Annotated in this window: 12 protein-coding genes; 9 read left to right on the top strand and 3 right to left on the bottom strand. The window is 64.0% G+C overall.

The window, feature by feature from the left end; all coding sequences use genetic code 11:
* Window positions 1-47: 47 nt before the first annotated feature.
* Both AD664_RS14120 and olsB read right to left on the bottom strand, forming a co-directional pair.
* Window positions 48-839, bottom strand: coding sequence for a lysophospholipid acyltransferase family protein (locus tag AD664_RS14120; RefSeq protein ID WP_047738489.1), 792 nt, complete (start codon window positions 837-839; stop codon window positions 48-50).
* Window positions 839-1,594, bottom strand: coding sequence for an L-ornithine N(alpha)-acyltransferase (gene olsB, locus AD664_RS14115; protein WP_003198679.1), 756 nt, complete (start codon window positions 1,592-1,594; stop codon window positions 839-841). The genes AD664_RS14120 and olsB overlap by 1 nt, the downstream gene beginning before the upstream one ends.
* A 147-nt stretch (window positions 1,595-1,741) precedes the next feature.
* On the opposite strand from olsB, the gene AD664_RS14110 reads away from it, so the two are divergent.
* The 5 genes from AD664_RS14110 (at window position 1,742) to AD664_RS14090 (ending at window position 6,251) form a co-directional block, all read left to right on the top strand.
* Window positions 1,742-2,626 carry an acyl-CoA dehydrogenase gene (locus AD664_RS14110; RefSeq protein ID WP_053147364.1) on the top strand — a complete coding sequence of 295 codons (885 nt, stop codon included), beginning with the start codon at window positions 1,742-1,744 and terminating at the stop codon, window positions 2,624-2,626.
* 236 nt (window positions 2,627-2,862) lie between these two features.
* Window positions 2,863-3,960: a serine hydrolase gene (locus AD664_RS14105; protein ID WP_053147362.1), complete on the top strand. Its 1,098-nt coding sequence runs from the start codon at window positions 2,863-2,865 to the stop codon at window positions 3,958-3,960.
* Entirely contained in the window at window positions 3,957-4,268 is a 312-nt protein-coding gene (locus tag AD664_RS14100; protein WP_053147360.1) for a hypothetical protein, read from the top strand. The genes AD664_RS14105 and AD664_RS14100 overlap by 4 nt, the downstream gene beginning before the upstream one ends.
* A gap of 233 nt (window positions 4,269-4,501) precedes the next feature.
* Window positions 4,502-5,092: a YceI family protein gene (locus tag AD664_RS14095; RefSeq protein ID WP_053147358.1), complete on the top strand. Its 591-nt coding sequence runs from the start codon at window positions 4,502-4,504 to the stop codon at window positions 5,090-5,092.
* A 1-nt stretch (window position 5,093) separates the two neighbouring features.
* The gene (locus AD664_RS14090; protein WP_053147356.1) at window positions 5,094-6,251 is read left to right on the top strand and encodes a phosphatidylserine/phosphatidylglycerophosphate/cardiolipin synthase family protein; all 1,158 of its coding nucleotides are present in this window, start codon (window positions 5,094-5,096) and stop codon (window positions 6,249-6,251) included.
* A gap of 132 nt (window positions 6,252-6,383) precedes the next feature.
* Here AD664_RS14090 and bglX read toward each other — a convergent pair whose 3' ends face one another.
* On the bottom strand, window positions 6,384-8,675 hold the full coding sequence (gene bglX, locus AD664_RS14085; RefSeq protein WP_042731083.1) for a beta-glucosidase BglX: 2,292 nt from the start codon (window positions 8,673-8,675) through the stop codon (window positions 6,384-6,386).
* 246 nt (window positions 8,676-8,921) lie between these two features.
* Between bglX and AD664_RS14080 the strand changes: the two genes are divergently transcribed.
* The 4 genes from AD664_RS14080 (at window position 8,922) to AD664_RS14065 (ending at window position 12,461) form a co-directional block, all read left to right on the top strand.
* Window positions 8,922-9,530 (top strand): LemA family protein, encoded by a 609-nt coding sequence (locus tag AD664_RS14080; protein WP_053147354.1) that lies wholly within the window; start codon window positions 8,922-8,924, stop codon window positions 9,528-9,530.
* 28 nt (window positions 9,531-9,558) lie between these two features.
* Window positions 9,559-10,329: a YgcG family protein gene (locus tag AD664_RS14075; protein WP_053147353.1), complete on the top strand. Its 771-nt coding sequence runs from the start codon at window positions 9,559-9,561 to the stop codon at window positions 10,327-10,329.
* A gap of 28 nt (window positions 10,330-10,357) precedes the next feature.
* Window positions 10,358-10,975, top strand: coding sequence for a TPM domain-containing protein (locus AD664_RS14070; RefSeq protein WP_053147351.1), 618 nt, complete (start codon window positions 10,358-10,360; stop codon window positions 10,973-10,975).
* A 271-nt stretch (window positions 10,976-11,246) separates the two neighbouring features.
* The gene (locus AD664_RS14065; protein WP_047738497.1) at window positions 11,247-12,461 is read left to right on the top strand and encodes an SAM-dependent methyltransferase; all 1,215 of its coding nucleotides are present in this window, start codon (window positions 11,247-11,249) and stop codon (window positions 12,459-12,461) included.
* Window positions 12,462-12,658: the final 197 nt, after the last annotated feature.

Below are 12,658 nucleotides of genomic sequence, written 5' to 3'. Positions count from 1 at the left end.
TTCGCGAGCAAGCCCGCTCCCACATGGGATCTGTACAGCGATTCGGATCAGGCCGCGATGGCGGGGCGCATCGGCACTGGCTGCTTTTCGGGCACGGCGCCGAACAACGCCTTGTGCACCGCTTGCTGCGCCTGGAACGCCAGGGCCGCGCGCTCCTGGCCGTGGCAGGCGATGGGTTGCAGCAGATGGATGTGCACGTCGCCCCGGTCGTTGGCGAACAACCGCATCAGGTGCGACAACAGGTCGTCGTCGCCAATGAACGGCGCCAGCGAATCAGGCTCGCCATTGCGCAGGTAACGGATCGCCACCGGCTGCAACGCCACGTCCGCATCGATGGCCGCCGACAGCAAGCGACCATGGAAGGTGCGCAACGAACGGCCATCGGTGGTGGTGCCCTCCGGAAACATCAGCAGCGGGTGGTCCTGTTCCAGATGACGGCTCATTTGCTTGCGGATCAACTGGCTGTCGCCCGAGCCGCGACGGATGAACAGGCTACCGGCCTTGGCGGCCAGCCATCCGGCGACCGGCCAGGTACGCACTTCGGCCTTGGACAGGAACGACAGCGGCGTGAGCATGCCCAGCAGCGGGATGTCGGTCCAGGACACGTGGTTGCTGACCCACAGCATCGGCCGTTGCGGCAGTTGACCGTGGACGGTGACGGAAAAGGGCAGGGCATTGCTTAGCCGTGCCATGAAAAAACGCGACCAACGCTGGCGCCGCACCATGGAGTTGGCAATCCCCAGGCGTTCGAACAGGCCGAAAATGCTCGCCATGCAAAGGCCCAGTGTCACCACCAGCAACACCCGCGCGATCCGCGCGTACACGCGCAACCGGCTCATCACACGGCTGCCTTGAAGTGGCGGGCGTAGCGCGGGCAGAGTTCGTCGCGCTTGAGCAGGATGAACACGTCGGCCACTTGGAAATCCTCGTCCCAGCAAGGCTCGCCGCAGATTTTCGCACCCAGGCGCATGTAGGCCTTCAGCAGCGGGGGCATCTCGGCGATGACGTTGGACGGCACGTCGAGGGTCGGCAGCGGTTTTTTTGGTACAGCCTGCAAGTGTTCGGTGCACAGGTAGCGTTCGCGCAGGCGTTGCATGATTGCCTGGGCCTGGATGCCGCCATCTTGCATCGGAATGCTCGCGCAGCCCATCAGGTAGCTGTAGCCGCCTTCGTTCAAAACTTCGGCCAGCTCGCCCCAGAGCACGGCGATGGTGCCGCCGTTGCGGTAGGCCGGGTCGACGCAGGTGCGGCCGATTTCCAGGATCGGGCCCTTGAGGTGGACCAGGCCATGGAGACTGAATTCTTCTTCGCTGTAGAACCGGCCCAGGCTGCTGGCGGCTTGGTGGTCGAGCAGGCGGGTGGTCGCCACGAGGCGGCCGGTGTTCAGGTCGCGTACGCCGATGTGGGCGCAGTGAACATCATAGTCGTCCATGTCCAGACCCATTTCCGCGCCTTTGAGCTTGGCGTTGAATTCGCCACTGAAGACGTTGAAGCGCAGGGCCTGGGCTTCTTGCAAGGCCTGGGCGCCGATCAGGCGTTCGGCTTGCAGGCGGCGTTCATTGCCGGTGTCGCTGATGCGGGCGATCTGGGTCATAGCGAATCTCCGTGCTGGCCGTCTTAAGGTTGCAGCCAATCAACTTTCTTTATGCAGCCATGTTGTGCAAAGTCAGGCTATGTAGCCCCGGTGTCATCGCCATGAAGCTTTGGTGATGCTTATATGACAGCCTTCGAGGAGCCGCCCATGCCCTGGCAAAACCTGATCGAACGCAGTGAACGCCTGCCCGCCCACCCGGACCTGGCCGAGGGTTACGCGACCTTGCGGCAGCGATTGGGGCCGGTGACGCCGTTCGAACTGGCGGTGGCCGGCGCACGGTTGATGGCGACGCCGGGGCTGGCGTTCCTGGTGGGCTATCAGGCGGCGTTGCGCGCGCTATGGCCCAGTGCGCCCCAGGGCCTGGGCGCGCTGTGTGCCACCGAGCAGCGCAGCCTGCGCCCGGCCGACCTGCACACCCGCCTCGACGACTTGCGCCTGAGCGGGCGCAAGGACTTCGTCACCGCCGGCGACGCCGCCGAGTGGCTGCTCATCGCCGCTCGCAGCGAAGCACCGGGGCAAACGCCGCGGCTGAGCCTGGCGGTGGTCTACCCCGGCGAGCCCGGGGTGAACCTGGAAACACTCCCGGCCATGCCCCTGATGCCCGACATCAGCCATGGTCGCGTATGCCTTGAGGGCGCGTTGTGCGAATTGCTCGCGGGCGATGGCTGGGACGCCTATGTGAAACCGTTCCGCACCCTGGAAGACCTTTACGTACTCAGCGCCATGACCGCCTGGCTGTATGGCGTGGGGCAAGAGTGCGACTGGTCCCAGGCGCTGCAACTGCGCTTGCTGGCGCTGCTCGCCGGGTGCGCGGAGGTGAGCCGGCACAACCCTTCCAGCGCCGCCGGGCATGTACTGCTGGGGGGCTTGTTCGTTCAGTTCCAGGGGTTGGAGGGGGAATTGAATGCCGCACTGGCCATCGGGCCGGCGCCGTGGCGCGAGATGTGGACGCGGGATAAAGCCGTGATGGACATGGCGGCGGGCGCGCGGGCCAAGCGGTTGGCCAAGGCGTTGGGCAGCACCGCTAAGTGACGCACCCCTGTGAGGGCGAGCAAGCTCCCACCCGGGATTTGGCGTGTACGCCGCCTTTGCATGCACCACCTGACCCTGTGGGAGCGGGCTTGCTCGCGAAGACGGCGGCACATTCAGCCTCTTCATGACAGACACGCCGCTTTCGCGAGCAAGCTCGCTCTCACCCCTCGCCCCGGCACTCAAACTGTCATCAAGCTCGATTAGGATCAGCAGGTTCAATCCTGTGAGCCCCAAGCATGTCCAAAGGCTGGTTGCTGATCCCGCTGCTGCTGCTGCTCAACCTGGGCGTCCATGCCGAAGACTGGCCTGGCGAGCAATGGCCCACCGGCCCCGCAACCAGTGGGCCGGCGGTTGAAGCCCTGGAGCAATACGCTTTCCCGGCTCGGGACGACGCCACTCGCCAAGGCATCCGCACCGACGCGCTGCTGGTGATCCAGGACGGTCGCCTGGTCTACGAACGCTACGCCGGGCCGAACAGCGCCGACACCCCGCACCTGACCTGGTCCATCAGCAAAAGCTTGCTGGCGACGCTGTTCGGCGTGGCCTACGGGGAGCGGTTGTTCGATCTGCAGGACCCGGCCGCGCGGTATTACCCGGCCCTGGACCAGCAGCCGACGATGACCCTGGCGGACCTGTTCCACTGGGCGTCCGGCCTGGACTGGCAGGAGGACTACGAATACGCGCCGCTCAATTCGTCGGTGGTGGCGATGCTGTACACCCGCGGACGCCACGACATGGCGGCGTTCACCGCACGGCATGAGCGCTACAGTCCACCGGGTCAGGCGTTCCGTTACTCAAGCGGCGACAGCAACCTGCTGGCGGCGGCGCTGAGGGACATTGTCGGGCCGCAGCGTTATCCCGATTACCCCTGGACGGCCCTGTTCGAACCGCTGGGCATTCGCCGCGCCACCTGGGAAAGCGACACCAGTGGCACGTTCGTCGGTTCGTCCTATGCCTACCTCACGGCGCGGGACCTGGCGCGGGTGGGGCTGTTGATGCAGCGCGACGGACGCTGGGGTGAGCGGCAACTGATCCCCAAGGCCTGGGTCGCGTTCAACCGCGAGCCTTTCGTCCACTTCCAGGCCGGCCAGGATGAAGCGGTTCCCGGAGGCCATTGGTGGCTCAATCGCGCCGCCGACCCGGCCATCCATCCTTGGCCCGATGCGCCCCCGGACACGTTCGCCGCGCTGGGCCATTGGGGCCAGGCGTTGTACGTCGTCCCCAGCGCGAGGTTGGTGATCGTGCGCTACGGTGACGACCGCGACGGCCTGTATCGCCATAACGAACTGCTCAAGCGCGTGATGGCGGCCTTTGCCGAAACGGTGCAGCCATGAAGCGGCGCAGGCTGCTCGTGCTGTTGGCGGTTCTGTTCGTGGCGCTGGCCAGTTGGCTCTGGCGCGAGCGAACGGCGCTGCGGGTCTTTCCGGACATCATCAGCGCCTACACCGCCAAGGAGTATTGCTCGTGCCGCTACGTGATGCTGCAACCGGCCGACTATTGCCGTGGCTATGTGAAACAGTCGGTGCCCGTCAGCGCATTCCTCGAAACCCCCGAGGCCAAACGCGTCACCGTCAGCGGCTTGGGCCGTAGCCACAGCGCGCGGTGGCTGGGAGAGCGGCAGGGGTGTCGGTTGGAGCCCTGAACGCTGATTCGGCGGTTGCCTTTTGTGGCGGGGGAACTTGCTTGCGCTCGAGTGTGCAGCGCTCGCAAATTCTTCAGTCGGTCGTAATCTTGGGGCTGCCTCGCAGCCCAGCGGGAGCAAGCTCCCTCGCCACGGAGTTTGTGAACAGCCGGTTCACTGTTGCAACAGACAGTTTGCAAGCGGCCCTGGCCCGGTTAAGGTTCGCCACAGGTTTATCTGTCTGCCGAGTGTGTATGTTCAAGCGGTCTCTCTCCCACGCCGTCGCCACCTTGCTACTGGCCTGCGCCGCGCTGCCGGCCCAGGCCAACTGGTACCTGGACGGCGAATCGTCGCGGCTGTCGTTCATCAGCAGCAAGAACGGCAATGTCTCCGAGGTCCAGCGGTTCCTGGTGCTTCACGGTCAAGTCCAGCCTAATGGGCTGGCGCGCCTGGAAGTGGAGCTCGACTCCATCAACAGCGGCATCCCCCTGCGGGACGAGCGCATGCGCGCCGAGTTGTTCGAGGTCAAGCAATTTGCCGAAGCGACGGCCACCGCGCAGATCGACCTGGCACCCATCCAGGACCTGGCCAACGGCGCACAACTGGAATTGCGCCTGCCGCTGACCGTGGACCTGCATGGCAAGCAACATGAATACAACGTCGAATTGCTGGCCACTCGCCTGGATGAACGCCGCTTCCAGGTGGTGACCCTGGAGCCGGTGGTACTCGACGCCGCGGATTTCGACCTGGCGCCGGGCCTGGAAAAACTGCGCCACCTGGCCGGGTTGTCGGCCATCAGCCTCTCGGTGCCGGTCAATGCGGTGCTGATCTTCACGGCGCGCTGACATGAGCGGCCCGGTCTTCCCCTGGCGTGACGGCAACCGCTTCGAGCTGCTGATCGACGGGCCGCAATTCTTCCCGCGCATGCTGGTGGAAATCGCCCGTGCCCAGGAACAGGTCGAGCTGGAACTGTACCTGGTGGAAGCGGGGCACTGTGCCGAGGCGATGGTCCAGGCCCTGGTGCAGGCGGCCGAGCGCGGCGTTCGCGTGCGGTGCCTGTTCGATGACTATGGCAGCCTGGCGTTTACCCTCAGCCTGCGCAATCGCCTGGTCGAGGCCGGGGTGGAGCTGCGTTTCTACAATCGCCTGAGCTGGCGGCGTTGGGTGCGCAATTTCTACCGTGACCACCGCAAGCTGTTGCTGGTGGACCAGCGCCTGGCGGTGGTGGGCGGCACCGGCGTGACCGATGAATTCTGGAACCCCCTGGATGATCGCAGCGAATGGCACGAGGTGATGGTGGAAATCGCCGGCCCGCTGGTGCTCGACTGGCAGTTGCTGTTTGACCGCCAGTGGCTCGCCAACCGTCATCGACGCGCCTGGAAGCCGGCTTCCAACTTCGGCTTGCCGCGCCTGCCACGTGTTCCGCCGGCGGGCGAGGGCATGGGCCGGGTGGCGTATGCCGACGCCCGCCAGCACCGCGACATCCTGCAATCATTGTCCCGGGCGCTGAACAGCGGCCAGAAACGCATCTGGATGGCGACACCGTATTTCCTGCCGACCTGGAACGTCCGGCGCTCCCTGCGCAAGGCGGCGGCCCGGGGCATCGACGTGCGCCTGCTGTTGACCGGCCCGCGCACCGACCACCCTTCCGTACGCTACGCCGGGCACCGCTACTACCCTCGATTGCTCAAGGCCGGGGTGAAGATCTTTGAGTACCAGCCCTGTTTCCTGCACCTGAAGATGGTGCTGGTGGACGACTGGGTCAGCATCGGCTCGTGTAACTTCGATCACTGGAACCTGCGCTTCAACCTGGAAGCCAACCTCGAAGCCCTGGACCCCGGGCTCAGCCAGGCGGTGGCGGCGAGTTTCGAGCGCGATTTCAGCCAGAGCCTGCAAGTCAGCCTCGACGCCTGGCGGCGCCGACCGCTGTGGAAGCGGTTCAAGCAGCGGCTGTGGGGATGGGTGGACCGGTTGGTGGTGAACCTGTTGGATCGGCGAGGCTAGCCTGAACACCCAGATACAACGGTGGGAGCGAGCTTGCTCGCGATGGCGGTCTGGTGTTCAACATCTGAGTTGAATGTTAAGCCGCCATCGCGAGCAAGCTCGCTCCCACATGGGTTTTGTGTTGCCTGGGGATCAGAGCAACTCAAAACTCTGTTGCTTCACATCCTGGGAGTCCAGGCCGATCTGCACATTGAACTTGCCCGGTTCGGCGGCGTACTTGAGCTGGGCATTGAAGAACTTCAGGTCATCCTCGCTGATGGTGAAGTGGACGACCTTCTTCTCGCCGGCCTTGAGCATCACCTTACGGAAATTCTTCAGCTCCTTCACCGGGCGGATGATCGAGCCGGTCACGTCCTGGATGTACAACTGCACCACGGTCTCGCCGTCACGCTTGCCGGTGTTCTCCACCGTCACGCTGGCGTCGAGCTTGCCGGTCTTGTTCAGCGTGGTCGACGACAGGGCCATGTCCGACAGGCTGAACTCGGTGTAGCTCAGGCCGTAGCCGAAGGGGTAGAGCGGGCCGGTGGTGTCGTCGAAGTATTGCGAGGTGTAGTTGCCTGGCTTGCCGGGTGTGAACGGCCGGCCGATGCTCAGGTGGTTGTAGTAGGTCGGAATCTGCCCAACCGAACGTGGGAAAGTGATCGGCAGCTTGCCCGATGGGTTGTAGTCGCCGAACAACACGTCGGCGATGGCATTGCCGCCCTCGGTGCCGCTGAACCAGGTTTCCAGGATCGCATCGGCCTGTTGCTGTTCTTCCAGCAACGACAGCGGACGGCCGTTCATCAACACCAGCACCAGCGGCTTGCCGGTGGCCTTCAGGGCCTTGATCAACTCGCGTTGGCTGGCCGGGATGTTCAGTTCGGTGCGGCTCGATGACTCGTGGGACATGCCACGGGATTCACCCACCGCGGCCACCACCACATCGGCGTCCTTGGCGGCTTTCACCGCTTCGTCGATCAGCACCTGGGCCGGACGCGGGTCGTCCACCACTTCCGGGGCATCGAAGTTGAGGAAGTTCAGGTAGTCGAGCACCTTCTTGTCGCTGGTGATGTTAGCGCCACGGGCGTAGACCAGCTTCGACTCGGCGCCCAGGGCGCGGGTCATGCCGTCGAACAGCGTGACCGACTGCGCAGGGCGTCCGGCGGCGGCCCAACTGCCCATCATGTCGATCGGCGCCTTGGCCAACGGGCCGACCAGGGCGATTTTCGCGCTCTTTTTCAGGGGCAGGGTCTGGTTGCGGTTCTCCAGCAACACCAGGCTGCGGCGTGCCACGTCACGGGCGTCGGCGCGGTGCAGGCGGCTTTCGGCGTAGGTGTCGGCCGGGTCATCCTCGGCCTTGCCGATGCGCAGGTACGGGTCCTTGAACAGGCCCATGTCGTACTTGGCAGCCAGCACTTCACGCACCGCGTTGTCGATGTCGCTCTGCTCGATCTCGCCGGACTTGAGCAGCCCCGGCAATTCCTTGCCATACAGCGAGTCGTTCATGCTCATGTCGATGCCGGCCTTGATCGCCAGCTTCGCCGCTTCGCGACCGTCCCGGGCGACGCCGTGCTTGATCAGTTCGAAGATCGCGCCGTGATCGCTCACGGCCAGGCCCTTGAAGCCCCACTCCTTGCGCAGCAGGTCGTGCATCAGCCAGGTGTTGGCCGTGGCCGGTATGCCGTTGATGGAGTTCAGCGCGACCATTACCCCGCCGGCGCCGGCATCGATGGCGGCGCGGTAGGGGGGCAGGTAGTCCTGGTACATTTTCACCGGGCTCATGTCCACGGTGTTGTAGTCCCGGCCGCCTTCCACGGCGCCGTACAGGGCGAAGTGCTTGACGCTGGCCATGATGCTGTCGGCGGCGTTGGCGCCGTTGCCCTGGAACGCCTTGACCATCACCCCGGCGATGCGCGACACCAGGTAGGTGTCTTCGCCAAAGCCTTCGGACGTCCGCCCCCAGCGCGGGTCGCGGGAGATGTCGACCATCGGCGCGAAGGTGATGTCCAGGCTGTCGGCAGCGGCTTCCTGGGCGGCGATGCGCCCGGAGTGGTAGATGGCGTCCATGTCCCAGCTCGACGCCAGGGCCAGGGGGATCGGGAAAATGGTGCGGTGGCCGTGGATCACGTCATAGGCGAAGAACATCGGGATCTTCAACCGGCTGCGCATGGCCGCGTCCTGCATCGGACGGTTTTCATCGCGAGTGATGGAGTTGAACGTGCCGCCGATGTTCCCTGCGGCGATTTCCTTGCGGATCATCTCCCGGGGCATTTCCGGGCCGATGCTGATCAGCCGCAACTGGCCGATCTTCTCTTCGAGGGTCATCTGCTTCATCAGGTTGCTGATGAAGGCATCCTTGTTCTCTATGGGGGCTGGCAGGTTGTCGGCTACTACGGATTGACTGGCCAGGGTGACAAACAGGCCCAGCAAACACAGCTTCTTCATGAATAGTTTTCTCGCAAGCCTAAAGGGCGGTGAGCACACGCCGGTCAGCCAAAATGTGAGGAGCGGCTATTGTTGTTCGGTCAAATACAGCACACTTTCGAGCCCGGTGGGCTGAACTTAGTTTCGCACCGCGCATCTTTTAGCCCATCGCCCTGATTCAATCCAGTGCGGCGGCAGATTATGCCCTAGACGCCGAGGCGATAGGTGGCCGCGTTTTCAATGTCATGCAAGGGAGAGCTTCACCCGATGAATCTACGACTGAACCACCGCAGCGGCTTACAGGTGCTGGCGCTGATGCTGTTTACCTCGCTGCTGGCCGGTTGCGGCATCAACAACATACCGACCCTGGACGAACAGGCCAAGGCCGCCTGGGGCCAGGTGCAGAACCAGTACCAGCGGCGTGCCGATCTGATCCCCAACCTGGTGGAAACCGTCAAGGGCTACGCCCAGCATGAACAGGAAACCCTCACCGCGGTGATCGAGGCCCGGGCCAAGGCCACGTCGATCCAGGTCGATGCCAGTACCCTGGACAACCCGGAAAAACTCAAGCAGTTCCAGCAGGCACAGGATCAGCTGTCCGGGGCATTGAGCCGGCTGATGGTGGTGTCCGAACGTTATCCGGACCTCAAGGCCAACCAGAACTTCCTGGCCCTGCAATCGCAACTCGAAGGCACTGAGAACCGCATCGCCGTGGCCCGTCGCGACTTCATCCTGGCGGTGCAGCAGTACAACACCGAGATCCGTACCTTCCCGGGACGCCTGTGGCACAGCGTGATTTACAGCGACCTGCCGATCCGCCAGACCTTCGAGGCCAGCAGCCCCGATGCCGAGAAAGCGCCCCAGGTGAAGTTCTGATCGGTACCCGGCGCCTACAGGAGTTCCAATGCGCGTGTTGAAATTTGGCCTGGTGCTGTTGCTCTGGGTGTTTGCAGTCACGGCCCAGGCCGAGTTGAAGTTTCCGGCGCTGACCGGGCGGGTGGTGGACACCGCCCAGTTGCTTGAGCCGGCGGTGCGCGAGCAACTGGATGCGCAGCTCAAGGCCCACGAGCAGGCGACCGGCGAGCAGGTGGTCGTCGTCACGGTGCCAGACCTGCAAGGCGCCAGGATCGAGGACTTCGGCTATCTGCTCGGGCGCCACTGGGGCATCGGGCAGAAGGATAAAAACAACGGCGCCCTGCTGATCGTCGCCCGGGATGACCGTAAACTGCGCATCGAGGTGGGCTACGGCCTGGAGGACCGCCTGACCGACGCCCAGAGTTCGGTGATCATCAACCAGGTGATCACCCCGGCGTTCAAGACCGGCAACTTCAACAAGGGCATCAGCGACGGCGTGTCGGCGATGCTGGTGGTGCTGGGTGGCAGCCCGCTGGATGAACCGGCGCCGGCGTACAGCACGGACGAGCAGCAGGAGGGCGATTTCGTCCAGCGGCACCCGTGGCTGTTCGTCCTGCTGGTGATGCTGTTTATCATCACCGTGATGGTGGGCCAGGTGCTGGGCATCTTGCCCGTGAGCGTCGGTAGCTCCAGCGGTTCCAGTAGCAGTGGTTCCAGTGGTGGTTTTGGCGGCGGTGACTCCAGCGACGGAGGGGGAGGCGGGGGCTTCAGCGGGGGCGGCGGCAGTTTCGGAGGCGGCGGTTCGTCGGGCGGCTGGTGACAATAATAATGAACGGGCATTTCTAACCATGGCATTACTGACTGAACACGAACAACGCAAGGTGGCCGAGGCCATTGCCCGGGTCGAGCAGGACACCGACGCCGAGCTGGTCACGGTGCTCGCCGCCCGTGCCGACGACTATGCCTACATCCCGCTGCTGTGGGCCAGTCTGCTGGCCCTGGTGGTGCCCGGCGTGGTGCATTACCTCACGGGCTGGCTGGCAATGCACAGTTTGCTGCTGGTGCAATGGCTCAGCTTCATCGGTTTGTGCCTGGTGTTTCGCATTCCCCGCATCACCACGCACCTGATCCCCCGTTCCGTACGGCATTGGCGCGCCTCCAACCTGGCGCGCCGGCAGTTCCTCGAACAGAACCTGCACCACACGGTGGGCGGCACGGGCATGTTGATCTTCGTCTGCGAAGCCGAGCGCTACGTGGAAATCCTGGTGGACGAGGGCATTTCCAAGCGCCTCGACAACAAGCATTGGGACGCCATCGTCGCCACGTTCACCCAGCAGGTGCGCCAGGGCCAGACGTTGCAGGGCTTCGTGAGCTGCATCGAAGCCTGCGGCACCTTGCTCAAGGAACACGTGCCGGTGACCCAGGCGCGCAATGAATTGCCGAACCGGTTGGTGGTGTTGGGCTGAGAGGGGCGCCCTTTGTAGCGCGGGATGTTTCTGTGGCGAGGGAGCTTGCTCCCGCTGGACTGCGAAGCGGTCCCCATCGCGCTGGCGGGTCTGCACGACGACTGCTTCGCAGCCGAACGGGAGCAAGCTCCCTCGCCACATACGCTTGAATCCTCGAACAGAAGGCGCGTCCGGGTTTTGCTCCGCTGGGGAAATTCCCCGTGCCCTCGAACCCCATCCCCCCTAAAATACCCACCACTCCCGTTTCGCCCCGCCCCGAGGCCGCTTGTTCATGTCCGTTACCGCCACCCCCGCCCGTCCCGCGCCGGATCATCACGCCCAGTTCATCGAGCTGTTGCGCACCAGCCTTGCGCAAAACGCTTTCATCAAACTGGTACTGGCCAAGCATGTCGGGGATGAAGCGGACCTCCAGCGGTTGATCATCAAGCCGCTGACGGTCAAGGAGCAGCCGTGCCTGTCCTTCGTCTACCGCTACAAGACCCGCGACATCACCAAGAATTTCCCATTGGCCGAAGGGGTGGACACCGTTGCTGCGCTCTTGCCGGCGTCGTTCAAGAATGCGCACCTGCTGGCGGTCACCGACGAAGCGCAGCTGGAATACAGCAAGAAGGGCAAGCCTTCGCTGTTCAGGAGCAAGCCCCAGCAGTTGCGTGAGGTGCCGTCCGGCGAGCACAACCGCGAGAAGAACCGCTTCCTCGACCTGAGCCGGCCGTTCCTTGCCGACCTGGGTGTGACCAACCACAAGCACGAGCTGATCCCCGCGATGTCGCGCAAGTGGAAGCAGATCAACAAGTTCATCGAAGTGTTCAGCCATGCGCTGACGTCTTCGCCCCTGGCCCTGGACAAGCCGGTACGGGTCTCGGATTTCGGCTCGGGCAAGGGCTACCTGACCTTCGCCATCCACGATTACCTGCGCAATACCTTGCAGGCCGAGGGCGTGGTCACCGGTGTCGAGCTGCGCGAAGACATGGTCAAGCTGTGCAACGAAGCGGCTGCGCGCCTGGAGCATCCGGGCCTGAGCTTCCAGCACGGTGACGTGCGCAGCGTCGCGCCGAGCGCGGTGGACGTGATGATCGCCTTGCACGCCTGTGACATCGCCACCGACTACGCGATCCACATGGGCATTCGCTCCGGCGCCTCGATCATCATGTGCTCGCCGTGCTGCCACAAACAGATCCGCCTGCAGATCCAGAGCCCAGCCTTGCTCAAGCCCATGCTGCAATACGGCCTGCACCTGGGCCAGCAGGCGGAAATGGTCACCGACAGCCTGCGGGCGCTGTTCCTCGAAGCCTGTGGCTACGAAACCAAGGTGTTCGAGTTCATCTCCCTGGAACACACCAACAAGAACAAGATGATCCTGGCGGTCAAGCGCGCCGAACCCATCGATACGACCGAACTGCTGCGCAAGATCCAGGAACTCAAGGCGTTCTATCACGTCACCGAGCATTGCCTGGAGACCCTGCTGCGCGCGGATGGACACCTCTGACGCCGCCCCTGTGGGAGCGAGCTTGCTCGCGAAAGCGGTACATCAGCCACATTGCCGTGGGCTGACACACCGCCTTCGCGAGCAGGCCTGTTTCTCTCTCGTCGTGCAGCCCGTCCGGTAATGCCGGGTTGGCGCTGCACGGCCGGCCCACCGGGCTACCTTTAATGCGTCCACCCTTCATGCATACAAAGGAGCTC

The sequence above is a fragment of the Pseudomonas sp. P97.38 genome, from assembly GCF_001269745.1.
GTDB classification, from domain to species: Bacteria; Pseudomonadota; Gammaproteobacteria; order Pseudomonadales; family Pseudomonadaceae; genus Aquipseudomonas; species Aquipseudomonas chlororaphis_E.
This window is presented reverse-complemented; position numbering and strand designations above follow the sequence as displayed.

What these genes read in the sequence shown, in the direction of transcription:
- AD664_RS14120 (WP_047738489.1), bottom strand. Translation starts at nt 839, where the DNA reads ATGAGCCGGTTGCGCGTGTACGCGCGGATCGCGCGGGTGTTGCTGGTG.
- olsB (WP_003198679.1), bottom strand. Translation starts at nt 1,594, where the DNA reads ATGACCCAGATCGCCCGCATCAGCGACACCGGCAATGAACGCCGCCTG.
- AD664_RS14110 (WP_053147364.1), top strand. Translation starts at nt 1,742, where the DNA reads ATGCCCTGGCAAAACCTGATCGAACGCAGTGAACGCCTGCCCGCCCAC.
- AD664_RS14105 (WP_053147362.1), top strand. Translation starts at nt 2,863, where the DNA reads ATGTCCAAAGGCTGGTTGCTGATCCCGCTGCTGCTGCTGCTCAACCTG.
- AD664_RS14100 (WP_053147360.1), top strand. Translation starts at nt 3,957, where the DNA reads ATGAAGCGGCGCAGGCTGCTCGTGCTGTTGGCGGTTCTGTTCGTGGCG.
- AD664_RS14095 (WP_053147358.1), top strand. Translation starts at nt 4,502, where the DNA reads ATGTTCAAGCGGTCTCTCTCCCACGCCGTCGCCACCTTGCTACTGGCC.
- AD664_RS14090 (WP_053147356.1), top strand. Translation starts at nt 5,094, where the DNA reads ATGAGCGGCCCGGTCTTCCCCTGGCGTGACGGCAACCGCTTCGAGCTG.
- bglX (WP_042731083.1), bottom strand. Translation starts at nt 8,675, where the DNA reads ATGAAGAAGCTGTGTTTGCTGGGCCTGTTTGTCACCCTGGCCAGTCAA.
- AD664_RS14080 (WP_053147354.1), top strand. Translation starts at nt 8,922, where the DNA reads ATGAATCTACGACTGAACCACCGCAGCGGCTTACAGGTGCTGGCGCTG.
- AD664_RS14075 (WP_053147353.1), top strand. Translation starts at nt 9,559, where the DNA reads ATGCGCGTGTTGAAATTTGGCCTGGTGCTGTTGCTCTGGGTGTTTGCA.
- AD664_RS14070 (WP_053147351.1), top strand. Translation starts at nt 10,358, where the DNA reads ATGGCATTACTGACTGAACACGAACAACGCAAGGTGGCCGAGGCCATT.
- AD664_RS14065 (WP_047738497.1), top strand. Translation starts at nt 11,247, where the DNA reads ATGTCCGTTACCGCCACCCCCGCCCGTCCCGCGCCGGATCATCACGCC.